The organism is Marinobacter sp. R17 (genome assembly GCF_003789045.1).
Taxonomy (GTDB): Bacteria; Pseudomonadota; Gammaproteobacteria; order Pseudomonadales; family Oleiphilaceae; genus Marinobacter_A; species Marinobacter_A mangrovi.
The window spans coordinates 1-22,357 of record NZ_RHGZ01000012.1; the positions used below are offsets into that span (position 1 = coordinate 1).

17 protein-coding genes are annotated in these 22,357 nt (G+C 61.1%); 6 read left to right on the forward strand and 11 right to left on the reverse strand.

Annotated elements, in window-relative coordinates:
* From EB809_RS10185 to EB809_RS10195, 3 genes are all read left to right on the forward strand, one after another.
* Positions 1-124, forward strand: a 124-nt coding sequence (locus EB809_RS10185; protein WP_148079180.1) for a transposase, incomplete at its 5' end; no start/stop codon positions are given.
* Positions 125-417: 293 nt separating this feature from the next.
* Positions 418-1,701: an NAD(P)/FAD-dependent oxidoreductase gene (locus tag EB809_RS10190; protein WP_123634715.1), complete on the forward strand. Its 1,284-nt coding sequence runs from the start codon at positions 418-420 to the stop codon at positions 1,699-1,701.
* A gap of 172 nt (positions 1,702-1,873) precedes the next feature.
* Positions 1,874-3,388: a Na+/H+ antiporter NhaC family protein gene (locus EB809_RS10195; protein ID WP_223807908.1), complete on the forward strand. Its 1,515-nt coding sequence runs from the start codon at positions 1,874-1,876 to the stop codon at positions 3,386-3,388.
* Positions 3,389-4,080: 692 nt separating this feature from the next.
* Here the strand turns inward: EB809_RS10195 and EB809_RS10200 are convergent.
* Positions 4,081-4,812 carry a glutamine amidotransferase-related protein gene (locus EB809_RS10200; protein WP_123634716.1) on the reverse strand — a complete coding sequence of 244 codons (732 nt, stop codon included), beginning with the start codon at positions 4,810-4,812 and terminating at the stop codon, positions 4,081-4,083.
* A gap of 50 nt (positions 4,813-4,862) precedes the next feature.
* A complete protein-coding gene (locus EB809_RS10205; RefSeq protein WP_123634717.1) occupies positions 4,863-6,212 on the reverse strand; it encodes a glutamine synthetase family protein in 1,350 nt (449 codons plus the stop codon).
* Positions 6,213-6,453: 241 nt separating this feature from the next.
* Between EB809_RS10205 and EB809_RS10210 the strand changes: the two genes are divergently transcribed.
* Together EB809_RS10210 and EB809_RS10215 are read left to right on the forward strand one after the other, a co-directional pair.
* On the forward strand, positions 6,454-7,842 hold the full coding sequence (locus tag EB809_RS10210) for an aspartate aminotransferase family protein (RefSeq protein WP_123634718.1): 1,389 nt from the start codon (positions 6,454-6,456) through the stop codon (positions 7,840-7,842).
* Positions 7,843-7,992: 150 nt separating this feature from the next.
* Positions 7,993-8,805 carry a response regulator transcription factor gene (locus EB809_RS10215; RefSeq protein ID WP_123634719.1) on the forward strand — a complete coding sequence of 271 codons (813 nt, stop codon included), beginning with the start codon at positions 7,993-7,995 and terminating at the stop codon, positions 8,803-8,805.
* An 18-nt stretch (positions 8,806-8,823) separates the two neighbouring features.
* Here the strand turns inward: EB809_RS10215 and EB809_RS10220 are convergent, their stop codons facing one another.
* Together EB809_RS10220 and corA are read right to left on the reverse strand one after the other, a co-directional pair.
* Complete coding sequence (locus tag EB809_RS10220; RefSeq protein ID WP_123634720.1) at positions 8,824-10,311, reverse strand: aldehyde dehydrogenase; 1,488 nt, start codon at positions 10,309-10,311, stop codon at positions 8,824-8,826.
* Positions 10,312-10,395: 84 nt separating this feature from the next.
* Positions 10,396-11,349 carry a magnesium/cobalt transporter CorA gene (gene corA / locus EB809_RS10225; protein ID WP_123634721.1) on the reverse strand — a complete coding sequence of 318 codons (954 nt, stop codon included), beginning with the start codon at positions 11,347-11,349 and terminating at the stop codon, positions 10,396-10,398.
* A 169-nt stretch (positions 11,350-11,518) separates the two neighbouring features.
* Here corA and EB809_RS10230 point away from each other — a divergent pair, with 169 nt between their 5' ends.
* On the forward strand, positions 11,519-12,487 hold the full coding sequence (locus tag EB809_RS10230; protein WP_123634722.1) for a beta-ketoacyl-ACP synthase III: 969 nt from the start codon (positions 11,519-11,521) through the stop codon (positions 12,485-12,487).
* A gap of 372 nt (positions 12,488-12,859) precedes the next feature.
* Here EB809_RS10230 and EB809_RS10235 read toward each other — a convergent pair whose 3' ends face one another.
* The 7 genes from EB809_RS10235 to EB809_RS10265 form a co-directional block, all read right to left on the reverse strand.
* Positions 12,860-14,452: an aldehyde dehydrogenase (NADP(+)) gene (locus EB809_RS10235; protein WP_123634723.1), complete on the reverse strand. Its 1,593-nt coding sequence runs from the start codon at positions 14,450-14,452 to the stop codon at positions 12,860-12,862.
* A 32-nt stretch (positions 14,453-14,484) separates the two neighbouring features.
* The gene (gene araD1, locus EB809_RS10240) at positions 14,485-15,477 is read right to left on the reverse strand and encodes an AraD1 family protein (RefSeq protein ID WP_123634724.1); all 993 of its coding nucleotides are present in this window, start codon (positions 15,475-15,477) and stop codon (positions 14,485-14,487) included.
* A gap of 35 nt (positions 15,478-15,512) precedes the next feature.
* Positions 15,513-17,255 carry an IlvD/Edd family dehydratase gene (locus tag EB809_RS10245; RefSeq protein ID WP_123634725.1) on the reverse strand — a complete coding sequence of 581 codons (1,743 nt, stop codon included), beginning with the start codon at positions 17,253-17,255 and terminating at the stop codon, positions 15,513-15,515.
* Positions 17,256-17,309: 54 nt separating this feature from the next.
* On the reverse strand, positions 17,310-18,320 hold the full coding sequence (araH, locus tag EB809_RS10250; RefSeq protein ID WP_123634726.1) for an L-arabinose ABC transporter permease AraH: 1,011 nt from the start codon (positions 18,318-18,320) through the stop codon (positions 17,310-17,312).
* A gap of 22 nt (positions 18,321-18,342) precedes the next feature.
* Positions 18,343-19,836, reverse strand: a complete 1,494-nt coding sequence (araG, locus tag EB809_RS10255; protein ID WP_123634727.1) for an L-arabinose ABC transporter ATP-binding protein AraG — start codon at positions 19,834-19,836, stop codon at positions 18,343-18,345.
* Positions 19,837-19,901: 65 nt separating this feature from the next.
* Complete coding sequence (locus EB809_RS10260) at positions 19,902-20,897, reverse strand: arabinose ABC transporter substrate-binding protein (RefSeq protein ID WP_123634728.1); 996 nt, start codon at positions 20,895-20,897, stop codon at positions 19,902-19,904.
* Between the two features lie 244 nt (positions 20,898-21,141).
* Positions 21,142-22,314, reverse strand: coding sequence for an aldose epimerase family protein (locus EB809_RS10265; protein ID WP_123634729.1), 1,173 nt, complete (start codon positions 22,312-22,314; stop codon positions 21,142-21,144).
* Positions 22,315-22,357: the final 43 nt, after the last annotated feature.

The window sequence follows — 22,357 nt, forward strand, 5'->3', positions numbered from 1 at the left end:
TACCAGCGTGCTGGAGGGGATGAACAATAAAATCAAGGTGATCAAGCGGATGGCGTACGGCTACCGGGATAACGACTACTTCTTCCTGAAAATCAAAGCCGCTTTTCCCGGTAAAGTGCGATGAACCTTTTTTTATCCCCGCCAGCAAGACGCCAACGCTGAAAAACAGTCGGCACATCCCCTGTTCAATCTCTGCTCACCTCCCTGGCAGCCCTTGCGCGCACCGCTTTTGCGCATGATCGACACCCCTTGTTCCACGCTGGTTCAGCCCTGCATTCGTTGCTCTCCAAAAATATACCCAGGGGGGTATATCACGGGATTGTCACTTCTCCGTAACGTTGTATCCAAGCCAACACTGAACCGGCGAGCCGTCAGAACAGCCGGTCAAGATTCAACGATGTTTTCGGGAGCAACACCGTGCTTACAACGTCACATACCAACTCCTACTACGCGGCGTCCGCGAACGACAAGACCGTTCGCCCGACCCTGCAGGGTCACATCAAGGCCGACATCTGCGTTATCGGCGCCGGCTTTACCGGCATGTCCACGGCCCTGCATATGGCCGAAAAAGGCTACAAGGTGGTGGTGCTGGAAGGCAGCCGTATCGGGTTCGGCGCTTCCGGCCGCAACGGCGGGCAGATCGTCAACAGCTACAGCCGCGACATCGACTTCATCGAACGCAACTACGGTGAAAAAGTCGGCGCGGAGATGGGCCGGATGGCCTTCGAAGGCGGCCGCATCCTGCGCCGTTTCGTCAAAGACTACAACATTCAATGCGACCTGAAAGAAGGCGGTATTTTCGCGGCCTGCAATGGCAAACAGTTCGATGAACTGGTCGAAAAGAAAAAGCTGTGGGAGGCCCACGGTCACGAACAACTCGAACTGCTGGACCAGAACGCCATTCGCGAGCACATCGGCTCCGATCGTTACACCGGCGGCCTGATCGACCACAGCGGCGGGCATTTTCATCCGTTGAACCTGGTACTGGGCGAAGCGGCGGCCGTCGAATCCCTGGGCGGCACGATCTACGAGAACTCCCCGGCCCTGCGGATTCGCGAGGGCGACAAGCCGGTGGTGCACACCGAGGAAGGCTGTGTGGAAGCCGACTACGTGCTGGTGGCCGGCAACGCCTACCTCAACGGTCTGCTGCCCGAGCTGGAGTCCAAGGCAATTCCGTGCGGCACCCAGATCATCACCACGGAGCGGCTGCCGGAAGCCGTCCAGAAGCGCCTGCTCCCGAAAGACAACTGCGTCGAGGACTGCAACTACCTCCTCGACTACTTCCGCCTGTCCGGCGATGGCCGGCTGATCTACGGCGGCGGCGTCACCTACGGTGCTCGTGAGCCGGGCAAGGTCGAATCCCTGATCGTTCCGAAGATGCTCAAGACGTTCCCGGAGCTGAAGAACGTGAACGTGGATTACGCCTGGACCGGCAATTTCCTGTTGACGTTGATGCGCCTGCCCCAGTTCGGCCGCATCGGCAGCAACGTCTATTACGCGCAAGGCTACAGCGGCCACGGCATCACCTGCACGCACCTGGCGGGCAAGGTGATCAGTGACGCGATCCAGGGCCAGGCGGAGCGGTTCGATATTTTCGCCGGCCTGCCCCAGTACAAATTCCCCGGCGGTCGGGCGATGCGAATCCCGCTGACCGCCATGGGCGCCTGGTTCTACAACCTGCGCGACCAGCTCGGCTTTTGATTTCTCCTGCTGATGAGGCCTGAAGCGTCTCTGCGCACTCAGGACTCCGTCAGAGGCTCCATAACAAAAACCGTGGCGCAAAGGCGCTGACCCGGTGAAATCGAATTGCCATAAACCCCGCGGTGACGGCTCTCATCGCGGCTCCATAAAAAAGCAAGAGACGGGTAATATAATGACTGATGACACGATGCGTACCCAAAGCGGGATCACACCGGGGGATGACGGCTTGACGGACAGCCCCGGTCAGAAAACGTTCTATTCCATAGTCGGCTACGGCGCCATCCTGGCCGCCTTCGCTTATATGTCCACGTGGCATGTCGAAGGCGATTCATACGGTGTTTTGAGTTTGCTGCCGTCCCTGTTGATTGTTCTCGTCGCCGTCAAAACCAAACGCCCCCTGGAATCCATCTTTGCCGGTATCATCGCCGGCTCCCTCCTGATCGACCCCACCAACCTGTTCAGCAGCCTGGGCGAATTGTCCATGAACGTGGTCCAGAACGAGACCATCGCCTGGATTGTGCTGGTCTGCGGCATGATGGGTGGGCTGATCAACATGCTGGAGCGCGGCGGCAGCGTCCTGAGTTTCGGCGACATGCTGGCCAAGCGCATCAAGACCAAGCGCGGCACGATGCTGACCACGTCATTCCTGGGCCTCGCGGTCTTTATCGACGACTACCTGAATTCCCTGGCGGTATCCGCGTCCATGAAGACGCTGACGGACCGCTTCAAGATTTCCCGTGAGAAACTGGCGTTCCTGGTGGATTCCACTGCCGCACCGGTCTGCATCCTGGTTCCGATTTCCACCTGGGCGGTTTACTTTGGCGCGCTGCTGGAAGAGAACGGCGCGGCCGCTGACGGCCAGGGCATGGCGCTCTACATCGAATCGATTCCCTACATGGCCTATGGCTGGGCCGCTTTGATCGTCGTTTTCCTGGTCGCCATGGGCATCCTCAAGGACTTCGGCCCGATGAAGAAGGCCGAGGAACGCGCCAGTAAAGGCCAACCGATTCCCGATGGCGTTGAAGATCTGGGTTTTGATACCAGCAACGTCCGTCGCACTTCGACGACTGTGGGCCTGATGAATTTCCTGCTGCCGATGGCCGTGCTGATCATCGCCAGCGTCTACTACGACATCGATCTGCTGCTGGGTGCCCTGGTGGCGTCCATCTTCACCATGGTGCTGTACTTCTGGCAACGCCTGATGACCTTCGGCGAGCTGACCGATTCCATGCTGGACGGTTTCAAGGTCATGCTGCATCCGATCGCCGTCGTCTGCGCCGGGTTCATGGTCAAGGCCATCAACGATGAGCTGGGCATGACCACCTACATTATCGACACCATCACGCCGTACCTGTCCCCGGAGCTGCTGCCGGCCCTGGTCTTCGCCACCATGGCGGCCGTTGTGTTCTCCACGGGCTCCAACTGGGGTGTGTTTGTGGTGTCCCTGCCGATCGTGATCCCGATGGCTCATGCCATGGACATGTCCATGCCGCTGACCGTGGGCGCCCTGCTCTCTGCCTCGGCTTTCGGTAGCCACGCCTGCTTCTTCAGTGACTCTACGGTGCTGTCATCCACCGGTTCGGGGTGCACACCGATGCAGCACGGTCTGACACAGATCCCGTACGCCATGATTGGCGCGAGCCTGGCGTTTGTGTCCTTCCTGGTGATGGGTTACGCCATCGCCTGACGTATCGCACTTGATCGCCGGGCCAGGCCTTCGCGCCTCGCCCGGCTTTTTTGTGTCTGGCTGAAGGGTGTTCCGGATGATTCCTATGGCGCGGCGGGCGATCAGGCTCTCTGAGTCCAAGCCCAACGGACGCCGTCGCTCACGTCGCCTGAGAGGGCGTGCAAGTAGTGGCGGTTTGAAGCCTCTCTCCCCTGGCGGGGTGCAGGCGGAAACAGCGAAGCATCGCTTCGCCCGCCGGAACGCCCACAGCCTCTGGATGTGGGCCGGGGCGCGGAGCGGAGGTTTGGAGAGAGGGGGTGCGGTGAGAGTCACGCAAGACATATTGGTAGCCTGAAATAACGAGCGCCTGCCGGCGCCCCCTCTCCCCAACCCTCTCCCTCAAGGGGAGAGGGAGTATCCGTTGTGCAAACCGGCAACTTTTGGAACACTTCCTCGGCTTCGAAGGGGCTGTCGGCAACGCCGTATATCCAAAAATGGGCACCTTCGGCGCCTCAGAAGCTAAAGCATCTGCTACATGTTCGAGTGGCTGCTCCAATGTAGCCGACGCTTTAGCTTCGGAGGGCCCGGTAGGGCCCCAGGATAGTGACGCCCAAGCTGATTCAATTCGGGACCGCCGCGGGATGCAGCAGACAAAAAAAGACCGGCTCAAAAGGCCGGTCGAAGTGGAGACAAGCTATGAATTGAAAAGAAACTTAGTGCTGCGCGCCCTGCTGGAGGAACGACGCCATCCAATGAGCCACCTGAAGCGAATCGGTGTGGGCGGACTCGTCATTCAGCCCCACCAGCGCCTCGTCAGCCGCAGCCGGCGGAATCGGGTCGTCGCGACGCGACAACAGCAACTGGGTTTCAAACTCGACGTTGAACTCCGGGTGCGCCTGCAGGGTCAGGATGCGGTTGTCGTACTGCAACGCCGCAAACGGGCAGAAGGAGGAATAGGCGATCACCTCGGCCTGCTTGGGCTTGCTGAGCACCTGGTCCTGGTGCACGGCGCTCAAGGTGAATTGCCCGCCAAGACCGTCCAGCTCCGGCACGTCTCTTTCAAGTTGATAGGTGTGCAGGCCAACACCCCAACCGTCCGGATACTGGTTCACGTCGGCGCCAAAGGCTTCCGCCACAATCTGATGCCCGAAGCAGATGCCGACCATCGGACGGCCGGTATCGTAAATCTCGAGGATCAGGTCTTTCAGGCGACTCATCCACGGTGTTTTTTCGTACACGTTGGATTTGGAACCGGTAATGATCCAGGCGTCGTGCGCATCGGCGGCGCCCGGGAAAATGTCGTCCCGGACATCGTAGGTGGTGAAGGTAAAATCGTAGCCGGCGTGACCGAACAGTTTTACGAACATGTCGGCGTAGGAGCCGTGCTTTTCGAGCAGGTCATCCGGGGTGATGCCCGTGGCTAGGATGCCGATTCTCAGACTCATCGGGTACTCCTGGCGTGCGGATCAGGCGCACGCGCTGTCTGGATAAAAATTCAGAGCAGGCCCAGGTAGGCCTCGTACTCCACATCGGAAATGCGTTCGTTCAAGCGACGACGCTCCTGGCGCTTGGCTTCCGCGTATACGCGGACAAATTCCTCGCCGAGGTATTCGCGCAGAATCTCGCTCTGGTCGAAACGATTGGTCGCGTCCTGCCATTCACAGGGCAGCGGGTATTCCGGGTTCTCTTCGGCGTAGGCGTCGCCTTCGACCGGTGCGTTGGGCTCGAGCTTATTGTCCATGCCGTAAAGTGCGCCTGCCAGCACGGAGGCCAGCACCAGATACGGGTTGGCATCGGCACCCGACACGCGGTGTTCGATCCGCCGCGCAACGTTGGGGCTTTCCGGTACACGTATCGCGACGGTCCGGTTCTCGTAGCCCCAACTGGCATGCGTCGGGGCATAGGCGCCGGGCATGAAGCGGCGATAGGAATTCAAGTGCGGCGCAAACACCAGCATGCTCTCGGGCATCAACTGCATCAGGCCCGCGACGGCATGACGCAGCAGGTCACTGCCTTGCTCCGTACCATTGTCGAAGACGTTGTTGCCGTCCTGATCGAGCAGGCTGAAATGCACGTGGAAACCGTTGCCGCTTTCCTCGGCATAGGGCTTCGCCATGAAGGTGGCGGAATAGCCATGGCGACGCGACACACCGCGCACCAGGCGCTTGAACAGGATCGCCTGATCGCCGGCGTTCAACGGATCGGCCACGTGGTTGAGGTTCACCTCGAACTGGCCGGGGCCCATTTCGGCAATGATGGTGTCCGCGCCAATGCCCTGTGCCTGGCAGGCTGCCCGGACATCAGCGAAGAACGCCTCGAACCCGTCCATCTCTTCAACGGCGTAGCCTTCGGTGTTCGACAGGCGCCGGCCCTTACCGTCCGCCAGCGCCGGCGGAATCGGACGCTGGGTGCTTTCGGATTCAGCATCCATGAGATAGAACTCAAGCTCGGTGGCCATGACCGGTGTCAGGCCCTGTTCAGCAAAGCGATCCACCATGCGCTTGAGCACCTGGCGTGGATCGGCTTCAAACGGTGAGCCGTCCGGGTTGAACATCATGGCCAGCATCTGGTCCCGGGGTGCTTCCGACCAGGGTACGGGTATCGGATCTTCCGTGACGGGCATGCAAACGCCATCGCTGTCGCCGGTTTCAAAGACCAGCCCGTTTTCCAGCACGTCGGCCCCCCAGAAATCGAAGCCAACCACGGAACGAGGCAGTTTGAGCCCTTCCTTGCGCGCCTTTTTCAGTCCGCTGGCGGGCATGCGTTTTCCGCGTAGATTGCCGTTCAGGTCCGTAATAAAGAGGTCCAGGTCACGGTGCTTGTCCTGATTCTTGTTAATGGTCATACGCTTCACTCTTGAACGCTTTTTCGAAAGTCAGACCTTCACGATATCCCATCGCCAGTGGCGTGTATCTATCACCCGGGGGGTATGTGAGGCCGTTCATGCCGCCGTTTTTCCCTCTCGGACACATATACCCTTAGGGGTATATCCCCCCAATCACGACATTCCCTATGGTTAACCTGGACCCTGACCCCGCCGCGTCCGAAATAACGCTGCGAGCACTCTCATCCCTCTGGAGGCTGTCATGCCGTACACAACAATAAGCCCAACATCCGGAAACGCGGTGCGCGAATTGGACGCCCGCCACCACCTGCACCCCTTTACCGATACCCAGGCCCTGAACCGAAAAGGAGCCCGGGTGATTACCCGCGCCGACGGCGTCTATGTCTGGGATGCGGATAACAACCAGCTGATCGACGGCATGGCGGGCCTGTGGTGCGTGAATATCGGCTATGGCCGCCAGGAGCTGATCGATGCTGCGTCCAGCCAGATGCAGGTGCTGCCCTACTACAACACCTTCTTCCAGAGCACCCACGAGCCGGTCACCCAACTGGCCGAGGCCATCGCCGACATCACGCCGGGTGACCTGAACCGCGTGTTTTTCGCCAACTCCGGTTCGGAAGCCATCGACACGGTGATCCGGATGGTGCGCCACTACTGGACGCTCGAGGGCAAGCGCTATCGCAAGCTGCTGATTGCCCGTGAGAACGCCTATCACGGCAGCACCCTGGCCGGCGCCAGCCTGGGCGGCATGGGACACATGCACCGTCAGTGCGCCCCGATGCTGCCGGGCATTCACCGCATTGGTCAGCCTTACTGGTATGGCGAAGCAGACGGCCTGTCCGAGGACGAATTCGGCCTGAAGCGCGCCCGCGAACTTGAGGAAAAAATCCTGGAAGTGGGCCCGGACAACGTCGCCGCCTTTATCGGCGAGCCGATCCAGGGCGCCGGCGGCGTGATCGTACCGCCCCGCACCTACTGGCCCGAGATTCAGCGGATCTGCCGCAAGTACGACGTGCTGCTAGTGGCGGACGAAGTGATCTGTGGGTTCGGCCGCACGGGGCAGTGGTTCGGTTGCCAGACCTATGATTTCCAACCGGACATCATGTCCATGGCCAAGGGCCTGTCCTCCGGCTACCTGCCGATTTCCGCTGTCGCCGTGGGCGACCGGATTGCGGACGTTCTGACTGAACACGGCGGCGACTTCAATCACGGATTCACCTATTCCGGCCATCCGGCCGCGGCGGCGGTAGCGCTGGAAAACATCCGGTTGCTTCGTGAGGAAGGTGTCATTGAGTCCGTCGCATCCGATACGGGCCCTTACCTGCAGGCTCGCCTCAGGGACGTCCTTGGCGAGCACCCGCTGTGCGGTCACATCGAAGGCATCGGTCTGATCGCCGGACTCGCGCTGGTGAAAGACCGCCAGACCCGCACCTTCTTTGACGAGGACGTGGGCACCCTTTGCCGCGACGAATGCACCGCCGCCGGTCTGATCGCCCGGGCCTGCGGCAATCGGATTGTGCTCTCTCCGCCTCTGGTGATCCGTCGCGAGGAAATTGACGAGATGGTGGATCGCTTACGTATTGCACTGGACAGGACTTATGAGCGGGTCAGCAACCTGTCCGCGGCATGATCCTTGCGGTGGACCGGGCTGGTGCCGGTCCACCAACTGGCTTAGCCTTATAGAATCCTCGAAGAAGCCCGTGCCGTAGCGAGCCATCCTTGGGCATCGCTTTCAACGGATGACATTCCGTGGTGCGCTGAAAGAACAAAAAGGATGGTGATGAGAGATCGCGTTAATCAGATACAGGCCAATGAGAGCTGGCAGAAGAACCTGGCGGTCCTCATCGAGCACCAGCGACTACGCAGCTTTCCCTCGATGCTGGAGGCCTTCCTCTCGACCCTGTGTTTCTTCGACACCATCCTGCTGCTGACCTACAAGAAGTCGCTGCGACCTATTCTGGTCCACCCATCCGATCCCGAAGAGCAAAGCGACACACTGCGCCAGTACATCAACCACGCCTATGTGCTCGACCCGCTGTTCCACGCGATCAAGAACGGTGCGGCACCCGGCATCGTGCGGCTGGCCGAGATCATGCCGGATTCCTTCAAGAGCACGGAGTATTACCAGACCTGCTACCAGAACTTCGGCCTGGTGGACGAGATCAATCTGCTGATTCGCCTGGACGACAAGGTGACCTGCGCCATTACGCTGGGGCGCCGGGCGTCGCTCGAAAGCATTTCCCGCACCGAACTGAACGCCCTGCAGGATTTCTATCCGGTCATCAGTGCACTGGTGCGCCAGTTCTGGCAGGCCCAGTCCGGGGAATTCCTGCAATATGGACGCTCGGACGGGCCCATGAAACGGGCCCTGCGCACCTTCGCCAGCGGCGTCCTGACCCAGCGCGAGCGGGAGATCACCGACCTGATCCTGCGGGGGTTTTCATCCCAGGCGATCGCCGACCGCCTGACCATCAGCGTCGGCACAGTGAAGGTGCACCGCAAGAACATCCATGCGCGGTTGAACACCTCCACCCAGGCGGAAATCTTCACTCAGTTCATCAATCACCTGAGCCATCTGGAAGACAATTCCTAGCGGAACCGAGCGACGGGATCAAAGACTGATCCAGACGGTTTTTATGTCCGTGTACTTCTCGAGGGCATGCAGGGATTTGTCCCGGCCGAAGCCCGACGCCTTCATCCCGCCGAACGGCATGGTGCTGTCCCCCCCACCCCAACCGTTGACCCAGACCATACCGCTCTGGATTTTCCGGCTGACGCGGTGCGCCCGGGACAGGTTGCCGGTCCAGACGGAGGCGCCCAGGCCGTAGCGATTGTCGTTGGCCAGATGAATCGCTTCGGCCTCGTCACTGAACTCGCCCACGGCCAGCACCGGTCCGAAGATTTCTTCCTGTACAAACCGCATGCCGTTGTGGGCATCGCCAATGATGGTGGGCTGAACGAAATAGCCCTGCCCCGGCACCGCCTCGGGGACGCCGCCGGTCAGTACCCGGCCGCCCTCATCGATCGCCGACTGGACATAGCGGGCCACGGTTTCCAGCTGGGTTTTATCAACCAGCGCGCCCATACGGGTTTCCGGATCCAGCGGGTCCCGGGGTTGGTAGGCTTTGGCCGCTTCCAACAGGGCTTCGGTGAAACGCTCCCGGATGGACGACTGAACGTAAAGCCGCGAGCAGGCGATGCAGACTTCGCCCTGGTTGGAGAAGATCGCGGCGGCTGCGGTACCGGCGGCCTTCTCGATGTCCTCACAGTCCTCAAACACCAGCATCGGTGACTTGCCGCCCGCCTCGATCCAGACCCGCTTGAGGTTGGACTGGCCGGCGTATTCCATCAACAGACCACCGACCCGGCTGGAGCCGGTGAATGCGAGCACGTTGACATCGTTATGCAGCGCCAGCGCCTTGCCGGCCGTGTGGCCATACCCGGGCAGCACGTTGAAGACGCCGTCGGGAATGCCTGCTTCTTTGGCCAGTTCCGCCAGGCGCAGAACGCTCAGGGCGCTTTTCTCCGACGGTTTGAGAATGACCGAATTGCCCGCCGCCAGAGCTGGCGCGATCTTCCACATGGCCATCATCAGCGGGTAATTCCAGGGGGTGATGGCGGCGACCACACCAGCCGGTTCGTGGCTGATCAGACCCAGCGTGTCGCTGCCGGTGGGTGAAATCTCGCCGTACAGCTTGTCGATGGACTCGGCGGTCCAGCGCAGGCAATCGATGGAGTCCGGCACGTCGATGGCGACCATCTCGCTGATCGGCTTGCCCATGTCCAGGCTGTCCAGAACCGCCAGTTCGTCGCCATGTTGCTCAACCAGATCCGCGAAGCGCAGCAGGGCCCGCTTGCGGTCGCCCGGCGACAGATCCGACCACGCGCCGGAAACGAACGCCTTGCGGGCCGCATCGACGGCCAGGTCCACGTCGGCCGTATCACAGCTGGCAATGTCCGCCAGCCTGGTTTCCGTGGCCGGATTGATCGACGGGAAGGTCTCGCCGGACACGGCGTCCTGGAATTGACCACCGATAAAGGCCTGTCCGTGCAGGGGCACCGACTCGCTCAGGGCTTTCCATTCCGCGCTGGTTTTCATGGTCTTCTCCCGACATTGATTGACTTTGCATCAAGCCTAACCGGCCGGGACATTTCGGCTCTATATCCCCCAGTGGGTATACGGTCAGAGCCAGCCTTTTTTCTTGAAATACAGGTACGGGGCAATACCGGCCATGACCATCAGACCCAGCGCCCAGGGATAGCCGCCCAGCCAGTGCAGTTCCGGCATCACGTCGAAGTTCATGCCGTAAATGCTGGCCACCAGGGTCGGCGGCAGGAAGACGACTGCGGCGATCGAGAAGATCTTGATGATCTGGTTTTGCTCGATGTTGATGAAGCCCTGGGTGGAGTCCATCAGGAAGTTGATCTTGTCGAACAGGAAGGTGGTGTGAGACATCAGGGTTTCGATGTCGCGCATGATTTCACGCAGGGTATCGGCATGCTCGGAGGCGCTGCGCAAATGCCGCAGCAGAAAGGAGATGTCCCGTTGGGAATCCATCAGGCACAGCCGGATCTTGCCATTGCTGTCCTCCAGACGGGCCAGTTTGCCAATGGCTTCGTCCAGCTCCGCTTCCTCGTCTTCAAGCACCATGTAGGAGACGTCCTCCAGCTGACGGTGCAGGTCTTCCAGCGAATCCGCATGGTTCTCCATCTTCTGCTCGAACAGCGTCACCAGGAGCTCCTCCGGTGAGTTGGCCTCAACCTGACCCCGCCGGGCGCGCATGCGGATCAGCCGGAAGTCTGCCACGTCGTCTTCGCGAATGGTGATCAGTCGACGGCTCTGGAGAATGCAGGCGACGGAAATGGTGTCGTGGCGGCCTTCGGTCTGGGTCAGGAACAGGGAGTGCACGTGAATGCCGGCCTGATCCACAAAACAGCGGGCGGAGGCCTCGATTTCCTCCACTTCATCGAACTCTGGCACATCGGTGTGCAAAAGTCGCTGCAGCAGGTTGCGCTCGTCCTCGTCCGGCGTATGCACGTCGATCCAGTCGGCCTTCTCCAGCGCCGAGTCCGCCTCGTCCGGCGCCACATCCATCTCCCGGATCAACCCGTTATCAATCCTGAAAAATCGCAGCATTCGACAGTTACCTCTCTGATATCTCGGGGCGCTGGATTGAACGCACCGGCATTTTCCCTGTCCGGTATCTTAGGACAAATCGCTAATAACCCAAGTCCGGGATGCCGTGTAGGATGACTTTCATAAGGCTCGACACAATGAATTAGCAAGCCCCGGGAATCCATCACACATGACTTACGCTCGCATCACTGGCACCGGTTCGTACCTGCCGGACAATGTTGTTACCAACAAAGACCTGGAAAAGAAGGTCGACACCAGTGACCAGTGGATTCGTGAACGGACCGGCATCGAGCAGCGCCACATTGCCCTGGACCACCAGACCACGGTGGACCTGGCGGAGCAGGCGTCGCTGAGAGCGATTGAAGCCGCGGGGATTGATCCGCAGGAGATCGATCTCATTGTTTTCGCCACCTCCACCCCGGACAAGATCTTCCCCAGCAGCGCCTGCATTCTCCAGGCCCGCCTGGGCATCCAGGGTTGCCCGGCATTTGATATCCAGGCGGTCTGCAGCGGTTTCGTCTATGCCCTGGCGACCGCTGACAAGTTCGTCAAGACGGGCGCCAGCAAGAAAGCCCTGGTGATCGGCGCGGAAATCTTCTCCCGGATCATCGACTGGGATGATCGCGCCACCTGCGTCCTGTTCGGTGATGGCGCCGGCGCCGTCGTTCTCGAAGCGAGCGAGGAAACCGGCATTCTCTCCACCCACATCCACGCCGATGGCCGTTACGAAGAACTGCTGCATGTCCCCTGCGGTATCGCGTCGGACTTCGAGCGGGTCAAGGCCGGCCGCGCCTTTGTCGAGATGAAGGGCAACGAAGTCTTCAAGATGGCGGTCAACACCCTCGGCAAGATTGTCGACGAAACGTTGGAAGCCAACCAGATGGAGAAGTCGGACATCGATTGGCTGGTGCCTCATCAGGCCAACCTGCGCATCATTTCGGCTACGGCCAAGAAGCTGAACATGTCCATGGATCAGGTGGTGGTCACCGTCAACGAGCACGGGAATACGTCCGCCGCGTCGATTCCGCTGGCATTGGATGCGGCGGTTCGGGATGGCCGGATCCGGAAGAATGAAGTGGTGCTGCTCGAGGCCTTCGGCGGCGGGTTCACCTGGGGCGCGGCGCTGCTGCGTTTTTAAGGGTAACTTTTCAATGTAGCCGACGCTTTCGCTTCGTAGGCGCCGCAGGTGCCCGGTTTGAGATTCGCTTGAAGTCCGAGGCCGTCCTTCGGACGGCTCCGAAGCTAAAGAGGGTGTTGCAAAAGCGTCGCGAGCGATAGCCAAACAAGGCGAAAATCAACGAAAGAGCGCAGTTTACGGGTTGTAAATGAGCATCTTGATCGGACTCGCGCACGAGGCGATTTTCAACGCCGTATGGCTGAGCGCAGTAGCTTTTGCAACACCCTCTAAAGCGTCGGCTACATCACTCCCCTGAATCGGCGATGACTATTCATCCCTGTCACAAACAGAAAGGGGCGCGAAAATCGCGCCCCTTTTTCGTTTCAGCCCGGCCTACAAGGCATCCCGGGAGTAATCCCCGTCCACCAACCGCAGTAACGCCAGCGGGTTGCTGTCCCGCACTGCATCGGGCAGCGCTGCGTCCGGCATGTTCTGATAGCAGACCGGGCGCAGGTAGCGCTCGATGGCCAGGCTACCAACCGACGTGCCGCGGGCGTCGGTGGTCGCCGGATAAGGACCGCCATGGACCATGGTGTCGTTCACTTCGACCCCGGTCGGATAGCCATTGAACAGCAACCGACCGACCTTCTGTTCCAGCACCGAGAGCAGCTCCCGCTGGTCGCGCAGGTCCGCGCCACCGGCCGCAAACACCGTTGCAGTGAGCTGGCCGTTCAGGGCGCGGGCGGCAGCAACCAGTTCCTCGTCGCTGTCGACCTCGACCACGACCGTCGCCGGGCCGAATACCTCTTCCAGCAACGGTGACGCTTCGCCGCCCTGCGTTGACAGCAGCAAACTCTTGTCGGCGGTAAACAGCCGCGCACCCGCCTCACCGTCTTCCGATGGCCCCGCAGCGATCTCATCAATGCCGCCCAGGCTCACCAGGTGTTCCAGACCCTTGCCGTAGTTCGAAAGAATGCCCGCATTCAGCATCGTCTGGGCCGGCTGCTCGCGCAGCGCCGACGCCAATTTGTCGATAAAACGGGATGAGGCTTCGGAACGGCGCATCAGAATCAGACCCGGATTCGTGCAGAACTGACCGCAACCGAGGGTAACCGAACCCGCCAGGCCTTTGGCCATGTCGTCACCCTGCCCGGCCAGCGCGCTTTCCAGCATAAACATGGGGTTGATGCTCGACATCTCGGCAAAGACAGGGATGGGCTCGGGCCGGGCGTGGGCCAGATCGAACAGGGCGCGGCCGCCTTTCTGGGAGCCGGTGAAACCCACGGCCTTGATCAGCGGTTCCTGCACCAGTTGAGCCCCAACCCGATCCCCGTAGATCATGTTGAACACGCCTTTGGGCATGCCCTGGCTTTCCACGGCACGCTCAATGGCATTGGCCACGTATTCGGACGTCACCATATGCCCGGGATGAGCTTTCACCACCACCGGACAGCCCGCGGCCAGCGCCGATGCGGTGTCACCACCGGCCACCGAGAAGGCGAACGGGAAATTGCTGGCCCCAAATACCGCCACCGGTCCCAGCGCGGTTTTCATCTGGCGGATGTCCGGCTTGGGCGGTTGAGCGTCTGGCTGCCCCCGGTTGATCCGGGCGCCGAAGAAATCGCCGCGGCGCACGACCCGGGCAAACAGGCGCAACTGGTTGCTGGTTCGCGAGCGCTCGCCCTTGAGGCGGGCTTCCGGCAGCGCCGTCTCCCGCATGACTTCGGCGATCACATCGTCGCCCAAACCATCGATTTCATCGGCGATGGCCTCCAGGAAATCGGCCCGGCTGTTGGGATCGGTTTTCCGATAAATACCGAAGGCCTGGTCGGCGGCCTTCGCCGCTGAAGAGACTTCTTCAGGGGTCGCTTCGTAGAACGTCGCGGGAGAGGCCTCACCCGTTGAAGCCGAGAGACTCTGCATCGTGGATGATCCTGCGGCAACGCGCCGGCCGCCGACATACTGTTGACCAAGAATCTGCGTCATTGGATTCCTCCTGTTAAAAAGTGGCGATCAACCTAGAGTTCGCTGACCGCAACGGACTCCGCCCGGATGTGGACAAGCGGGTTGCGTAGCGTCGGGCCAAAATCCGCCACTTCGATCTCGAAAATGTCGCCGTCCCGGGTGATCACGTCATCGGCGCAACTGAGAGTTGCCGTGCCGAAGAAATGCACGTGAACGTCTCCCGGACGACGGAATTGCGGGTACTTGAAATGATGCGCTTCCAGGTTGGCGATGCTGTGGCACATGTTGGCCTCGCCGGAGAGGAATGGCTTTTCCCAAAGCACCTGGCCATTGCGGTGAATCCGGGACATACCCTGAACGTCCGATGGCAACTCGCCCAGCCGCAGTGCCGGACCGAATGAGCAGGCCCGCAACTTGGAATGAGCCAGATACAGGTAGTTCTGGCGCTCGGTCACGTGATCGGAAAACTCATTGCCGAGCACAAATCCCAGTCGCCGAGGCGTGCCGTTGGTATCGATCACGTAGATACCGGCGATTTCCGGTTCTTCGCCGCCATCCAGGGCAAAGCCGGGCTGCCCCAGCGCTTCGCCGGGAGCGACCACAATGCTGCCGTCGCCCTTGTAGAACCATTCCGGCTGCACGCCGGCCTGGCCGGATTCCGGTTTGCCGCCCTCCAACCCCATGCGGAACATGCGCATGGAATCGGTCAGGGTTTCCGGCTCGTCGAGCTGTCGATGCATCTTGTCGCGGCCTTCGGCACTGCCAAGATGGGTCAGGCCGGTGCCGCTCACCAGCAGATGAGCAGGGTCCGGATGGTCGATCGGCGTCAGCAGCCGCCCTTCGTCGGCCAGCGCATTGAGGTCGACGCGGTCCTGTCCGGGCCAGTCGGCCACCAGTACCTGCAGCGGCGTCCCCCGTTGCAGCGCCTCCAGCGCCAGTGCATAGACGCTTTTGGCGCCGTCCAGCACACGGCCTGTACTGTCGTCTCCGGTGCCGGCAATGACCAGCCGGCGTCCCGCCTCATCCTGGGCCTGGAAAAGTTGCATAACGTGCTCCTGATTCAATCCGTCAAACGAGAGGCTCAATGGGAATGGGACGGCACCTTGGCGCCGCGCTGCCCCACGAGGAAGTCGAAATCACAGCCTTCGTCCGCCTGCAGCACGTGGTCGATGTAGAGCTGCAGGTAGCCGCCGTCGCTGGCCAGCACCCTGGAGGTGCCGGGATGCACGTCTTCCATGCGGGCCGCCAGCTCGGCTTCGCTGATGTCCAGGTGCAGGCGACCGGACTCGCAATCCAGTTCGATCCAGTCGCCATCGCGCACGGCCGCGAGCGGCCCACCGTCGGCAGCCTCGGGCGCGACATGCAGGACGACTGTCCCGTAGGCCGTGCCGCTCATGCGGGCATCGGAAATGCGCACCATGTCCGTCACGCCCTGCTCCAGCAGCTTGGCGGGCAGCCCCATGTTGCCGACCTCGGCCATGCCGGGATAACCCTTGGGCCCGCAATTGCGCATGACCAGCACGCTGTTGGCGTCTACATCCAGTTCCGGATCGTTGATCCGCGCCTTGTAATGGTCGAAGTTGTCGAACACCACCGCCCGGCCCCGGTGTTTCATCAGTTCCGGCGTCGCCGCCGAGGGCTTCAGGACGGCACCACGGGGTGCCAGGTTGCCGCGCAGGACGCAAATGCCGCCGTCATCGCAAAGCGGGTTATCCAGCGGACGGATCACTTCGTCGTTGTAAAGCGGTGCGTCCTTGACGTTGTCCCACAGCGTCTGGCCGTTGGCCGTCAGCGCATCCGGATGTGGCAGCCGGTTGGCTTCGCCCAGGCGACGCAGCACTGCAGGCAGGCCGCCGGCGTAGTAGAACTCTTCCATCAGGAACCGGCCTGAGGGCTGCAAATCCACGATGGTCGGCGTGCCCCGGCCGATCCGGGTCCAGTCTTCCATGGACAGGTCGACACCGATCCGACCCGCGATGGCCTTCAGGTGGACCACAGCGTTCGTCGAGCCGCCGATGGCGGCGTTCACGCGGATCGCGTTCTCGAAGGCTTCCCGGGTCAGGATTTTCGACAGTCGCAGGTCTTCATGGACCATCTCCACAATTCGGTTACCGGACATCTGAGCCAGCACATAGCGCCGGGAATCCACCGCCGGGATGGCGGCGTTATGCGGTAGTGAGGTGCCCAGGGATTCGGCGATGCTCGCCATGGTCGACGCGGTGCCCATGGTGTTGCAAGTGCCGGCGGAGCGGGACATATCCGCCTCGGCCGACATGAAATCATGGATCGAGATCTGGCCGGCCTTGACCTGCTCGGACAGTTGCCAGACGGCCGTGCCGGAGCCGATGTCCTGGCCCTTGTGCTTGCCGTTCAGCATCGGGCCGCCACTGACGACGATGGTGGGCAGATCACAGCTTGCTGCACCCATCAGCAATGCCGGGGTGGTTTTGTCACATCCGACCAGCAGCACGACGCCGTCTACCGGGTTGCCTCGCAGGGATTCTTCCACATCCATGCTGGCCAGGTTGCGGGTCAGCATGGCCGTCGGCCGAAGGTTGGATTCGCCGTTGGAGAATACCGGGAACTCCACCGGGAAGCCGCCGGCCTCCAGGACGCCCTGACGGACCTTGTCGGCGATCCGCCGGAAATGGGCGTTGCACGGGGTCAGTTCGGACCAGGTGTTGCAGATGCCGATTACCGGCCGGCCATCGAACATGTGCTTGGGGAACCCCTGGTTCTTCATCCAGCTTCGGTACATGAAGCCGTTCTTGTCGGCCGTGCCGAACCACGCTTCCGAACGCAGCGGACGCTTTTTATCAGACATCGGATAATGCTCCTAAAGACAGATTCGGGACTCGTTCAGGACGTCAGTGTCCGGTCAGGCCCGGCTGCGACGGGTCTGTTTCCAACGGTCGAACAGCACGGCCAGCAGCAGGATGGCGCCGCGCACGAGGTATTGGTAAAAGGTCGGGACGTTGAGCAGGCCCATGGCGTTCTGCACGCTGCCCATAATCAGCACGCCCACCAGCACGCCGGTAATAGAGGCCACGCCGCCGGAAAGGGACACCCCGCCCAGTACACAGGCCGAGATCACGGCGAGCTCAAGACCCAGGGACGTGTTGGGATCGCCCAGCCCCATGCGGGAGGTCAGCAGCACCCCGGCCACGCCGGCTACCACGCCCTGCAGGGCAAAGACGGTGATTTTCAGGCGGCGTACGTTGACGCCCGCGAGGTTGGCCGCTTCCGCATTGCCGCCGGTGGCCAGCACATTGCGGCCGAAGGCGGTCATGTTGAGCAGCACGCCAAAGATCAGGAAACAGACGATCATGGTCCAGACCGGCACCGTCAGCCCCAGGAAGGAGGCGCTGCCCAGGTCGAAGAAGGACGGCACGGTGATCATGACCGCGTCACCGCCGGAGGTGATATAGGCCAGCCCGCGCACAAACTCCATCGCCGCCAGGGTGGCGATCAGCGAATTGACTCCGAACTGGGCCACCACAAAGCCGTTGAAGGCCCCAACCGCGGCGCCGGCGGCGACACCGGACATCACACCGATAAAGACACTGCCGGAGGTGGAGGTCATGACCGCGGCCACCACGCCGGTAAAGGCCACGATGGAGGCCACCGACAGGTCCACTTCACCCAGCGCCAGCACCATCATCATGGTTGTGGCGATGGTGCCGATCAGGGTGACGGATAACAGCAGGCCGACGATGTTCCGGCCGGTCAGGAAGTCGGGCACCATCACGGAGAGCCCGATGAAGAGCAGGATAAAGACGGCAATCAGTCCGGACGTATCGAGCAGGTTGCGCACGATCCGGGTCAGCCCGCCGCGGCTGGCCGAGAAGTCTGGAGTGGACTGTGCCTGAGCCAGTTTTTCCGTAGACATGGTTGTTCTCTCTTGTTTTGGTTCAGGCCGGCAACGCCAGGCCCAACAAACGTTCGGGGGTGGCCTGGTCACGCGGGACCACATCAATCACGCGCCCGTCCCGCATCACACCAATGCGATCGCAGATCGAGCTGACCTCCGCCAGGTCGCTGGAAATGACCACCACACTCTTGCCCTGCTCCGCCAGATCGTAGAGCAGCGAGTAGATGTCTCGCCGGGCCCCCACGTCGATGCCGCGCGTCGGCTCGTCCATGACGAACACGTCGATCTCCTCGGCCAGCCAGCGGGCCAGGATGGCTTTCTGCTGGTTGCCGCCGGACAGCGTGCCGATGCGGGTTTCCGGGCCTGGCGTCTTGATGCGCAGGCGCCGGATGTAGTCGTGGGCGTTGCGGGCTTCCTGGGCGGTGTTGCGGAACAGCTTCCAGCGGGAGAAAAAGCGCCGGCAGCTGATGTTGATGTTGTCGCCGACGCTGGCGATGGCAAAAATGCCCTGGGTCTTACGATCCTCCGGGCACATGGCGATGCCGGACTGGATCGCTTCCCGGGGACTGGTAAACAGGCAGTCACGCCCTTTGTAGCGCACCGACCCGGCCTCGGCCTTTTCGGCCCCGCAGACCAGTCGAAGCAGCTCACTGCGGCCGGCGCCCACCAATCCGAAGAGACCAAAAACCTCGCCCTGGCGGACATCAAAGCTGGCCGGCTCGCTGACGCCGGGCCCTTTCAGGCCTTTCACTTCGAGTTGGACCGGGCCGTGTTCGCGCTCCCGGTAACCGTAAACATCCTCTATCTCGCGACCGACCATCTCGCTGACCAGGATGTCGTGGTCGATATGCTCAAGCGTGGGGTGCGTGCTGATGTGTTTGCCGTCCCGGAACACCGTAATGGCGTCGCACATTTCAAAGACCTCATCCATTCGATGGGTCACATAAAGCACGACTTTGCCTTCATCCCGCAGCCGTTTGACAATGCGCTTGAGGTTGCGGATTTCCTGGACCGACAGACTGCTGGTCGGCTCATCGAAGGCAATAATACGGGCGTTGCGCAACAGGGCCCGGCCAATCTCGATCATCTGCTGCTGGCCGATGGACAGGTCGCGTACCCGTGTGGACGGGTCGATGCCCTCCTCGCCCAGCTCCCGCAACACGCCCAGTGCGCTCTCGCGCAACGAACGCCGGTCGACAAAGCCCTTGCGGACGGGCAACTGGCCCAGCAACAGATTTTCCGCCACGGACAGGTTGGGCGACAGGGTCAGCTCCTGGTAGATGATGGCGATGCCCTGGTCCAGCGCTTCCCGTTCATTAGCGAACACGTGACGCTCGCCGTTGATCCAGAGTGCGCCGGAAGTGACCCGGTTGACGCCGCTGAGCACCTTGAGCAAGGTCGATTTACCGGCCCCGTTCTCCCCCATCAGGGCGTGAACTTCGCCCGCCTGCGCACCAAAGGACACATCGTCGAGCGCACGCACGCCGGGAAACTCCACGGAGATGCCGTCAAACCGGAGATATGGGTCAGACATGATTGAACTCCCGAAAACCTCTGAACGGTCGGGCGCCCGGGTTGCGGCAGACACCCGACATCCGCTTAAAGCCCCAGCTCGTCGCGGACCTGTTGCCAGTTGTCACGCGTCATCAGCTTGCCGGTGGTCTGGGTATTCGCCGGCGGCTTCTCACCTTCGGTAATCCAGTTATAGAGGTTTTTGGCACTCTGGCGGCCATGCATCGTGGAGCTGACCGCGATGGTGCCGTAAAAGCCGGTGGGCTTTTCACGGGAGAACTCGGCAAAGGCCGCGCCGGACCCGTTGATACCAACGCCAATCACGTCATCGGCCGTCAGGCCATACTGCTCGCTGGCGCGGACGCCGCCCAGCACGCTTTCTTCGTTCAGCGCGTAAATCACCCAGTGCTTGTACTTGCTCTGCTTGGAGAACACCGGGGAAGCCGCGGCAAAGGCGCTGCTGGTATCGGTGTTCTGCTGGGGGGCGTCAAAGATGTTGTCTTTCTTGAAACCCGCATCCATCAGGGCGTCCGTCGCACCGTCCGTACGCTCCTTGGCGGTCGGCAGCTCGTAGTTACTGATGCGCAGCGCGGCGACATCGTCCATATCCCAACCCCGGGCCTTGATCTGCTTGGCGATGGTGTTGCCCACCTGCTGGCCGATCTTGTAACCGGACATGCCCAGGTGGGGCACGTCTTTCATCGGCTCACCATCGGCATTGACGAAGCGGTCATCGACGGTGACGACTTTCATATCGTACTGCTCGGCACGACGCTTGATCACCGGTCCCAGACGCACGTCCGGCGGGCAGATCACAAAGCCCTGGGCGCCCTGTGAATGGAGGTTGTCGATCGCGGAAAGAACTTCCTGGCCGTCCACGCCGGACAGCTTCACGACTTCGAATCCGTCTTTTTTGCCAAGTTCGGTCGCGGCGCTCTGTTCATTGATGAACCATGCCTGTTCCGGCTTCTTGACGATAAATCCAATGGTGGTGTCCTCCTGCGCCGCATGAGCGGACATCAGGGGGAGGCAGGCAAAACTGGCGCTGATAGCCAGCGTTTTCAGCTTACGAAGAGATCGCATTCAATGTCTCCTGAGTGCCTCGAAGGCACGGTTTGTTGTTGTTGCGCACACGTTCTGTGTCCTGAAGACAGTTCCACCTTAGGGCGACCAGCGATATCCTACAAATCCCAATTTTGGCTACTTTTGATACCACTTTTGATATCAATATAGGCGCACAGACACAGCCCCTTCAGAACAGCGCGCGGAATGAAAAGGCCACCGCCCGCGAGATGCCGACGATGGCCTTTCAAAACACCTCTTTTCATCAACGGGCCGAGAAGGTATACACCGTGCGCGTGTGGTAGGTGTCACCCGGTTCCAGGATGGTTGACGGGAAGTCTTTCTGGTTCGGGGAGTCCGGGAAATGCTGGGTTTCCAGCGCGAAGCCATTGCGACGGCCGTAGGCCCGACCCGACTTGCCAGTCAGGGTGCCGTCCAGGAAATTTCCGGAATAGAACTGGATACCCGGCTCGGTGGTGGCGATCTCCAGTATCCGACCGCTGTCCGGCTCGGTCACCCGTGCCGCCAGGACCAGCTCGCCGTCACGGCCATCCGGGCGGTTCAACACGAAGTTGTGGTCATATCCGGGGCCGTATTCGAGTTGGGTATTGTCGTCGTTGATCCGCTTTCCGATCGCTGTGGCTTCACGAAAATCAAACGGCGTGCCTTTCACCGGCCGGATTTCACCCGTGGGAATCAACGTCTTGTCCACGGGCGTGAACGCGTCGGCATTGATCATCAGACGATGGTCCAGAATGCTGCCGCTGCCCTCGCCTTCCAGGTTGAAATAGGAATGCTGGGTCAGGTTCACCGGCGTGGCCTTGGTGGTCGTGGCGTTGTACTCGACCGACAGCGTGTCCTGGTCACTCAGCGTATAGGTCACCGTGACGTCCAGTTTGCCCGGATAGCCTTCCTCCCCATCCGCGCTGGTGTAGCTTAGAATCACGCCCGTCCCGGTGTCATTGGAGAACGGCTTCGCATCCCACAGCACCTGGTTGAACCCCTTGTTGCCCCCATGCAGGTGATTGGGACCGTTGTTTTTCGCCAGGGTGTAGGTTTTGCCATCCAGGGTGAACTCACCGCCGGCGATCCGGTTGCCATAGCGGCCGATCAATGCCCCGAAATAGGGGTTGGAGGTCTGGTAAGCCCTGGACAGGTACCCGTCCAGGGAATCAAAACCCAGCACGATGTCATCGACATCGCCGTCACTGTCAGGGGTGCGCAGTGACACGATGATACCGCCGTAGTTGGTCACGGCCATTTCGATACCGTGGGCATTGGAAAACCGGTACAGCCGGGCCTCACGGCCATCCGGTAAGGTGCCGAAGACGGATGTCTTCACGGCGTCCGTCATTGAGGCCGGATTGTCGGCGGCCAGGGCCGGGCCACTGATCGCGGCGGCTAGAACCCAGGGTGCGGATGCGATCATCCATTTCATGTCGTAGCTCCTGCTTTCAGAATTGTTGTTGTTTGAAAAAGTG

Excerpts from the sequence above, each read along its gene's own strand:
- EB809_RS10215 (WP_123634719.1), top strand. The coding sequence starts at position 7,993 with ATGAGAGATCGCGTTAATCAGATACAGGCCAATGAGAGCTGGCAGAAG.
- EB809_RS10260 (WP_123634728.1), bottom strand. The coding sequence starts at position 20,897 with ATGCGATCTCTTCGTAAGCTGAAAACGCTGGCTATCAGCGCCAGTTTT.
- araH (WP_123634726.1), bottom strand. The coding sequence starts at position 18,320 with ATGTCTACGGAAAAACTGGCTCAGGCACAGTCCACTCCAGACTTCTCG.
- corA (WP_123634721.1), bottom strand. The coding sequence starts at position 11,349 with ATGCTGCGATTTTTCAGGATTGATAACGGGTTGATCCGGGAGATGGAT.
- EB809_RS10230 (WP_123634722.1), top strand. The coding sequence starts at position 11,519 with ATGACTTACGCTCGCATCACTGGCACCGGTTCGTACCTGCCGGACAAT.
- EB809_RS10245 (WP_123634725.1), bottom strand. The coding sequence starts at position 17,255 with ATGTCTGATAAAAAGCGTCCGCTGCGTTCGGAAGCGTGGTTCGGCACG.
- EB809_RS10220 (WP_123634720.1), bottom strand. The coding sequence starts at position 10,311 with ATGAAAACCAGCGCGGAATGGAAAGCCCTGAGCGAGTCGGTGCCCCTG.
- EB809_RS10235 (WP_123634723.1), bottom strand. The coding sequence starts at position 14,452 with ATGACGCAGATTCTTGGTCAACAGTATGTCGGCGGCCGGCGCGTTGCC.
- EB809_RS10205 (WP_123634717.1), bottom strand. The coding sequence starts at position 6,212 with ATGACCATTAACAAGAATCAGGACAAGCACCGTGACCTGGACCTCTTT.
- araG (WP_123634727.1), bottom strand. The coding sequence starts at position 19,836 with ATGTCTGACCCATATCTCCGGTTTGACGGCATCTCCGTGGAGTTTCCC.
- EB809_RS10210 (WP_123634718.1), top strand. The coding sequence starts at position 6,454 with ATGCCGTACACAACAATAAGCCCAACATCCGGAAACGCGGTGCGCGAA.
- EB809_RS10265 (WP_123634729.1), bottom strand. The coding sequence starts at position 22,314 with ATGAAATGGATGATCGCATCCGCACCCTGGGTTCTAGCCGCCGCGATC.
- araD1 (WP_123634724.1), bottom strand. The coding sequence starts at position 15,477 with ATGCAACTTTTCCAGGCCCAGGATGAGGCGGGACGCCGGCTGGTCATT.
- EB809_RS10195 (WP_223807908.1), top strand. The coding sequence starts at position 1,874 with ATGACTGATGACACGATGCGTACCCAAAGCGGGATCACACCGGGGGAT.
- EB809_RS10200 (WP_123634716.1), bottom strand. The coding sequence starts at position 4,812 with ATGAGTCTGAGAATCGGCATCCTAGCCACGGGCATCACCCCGGATGAC.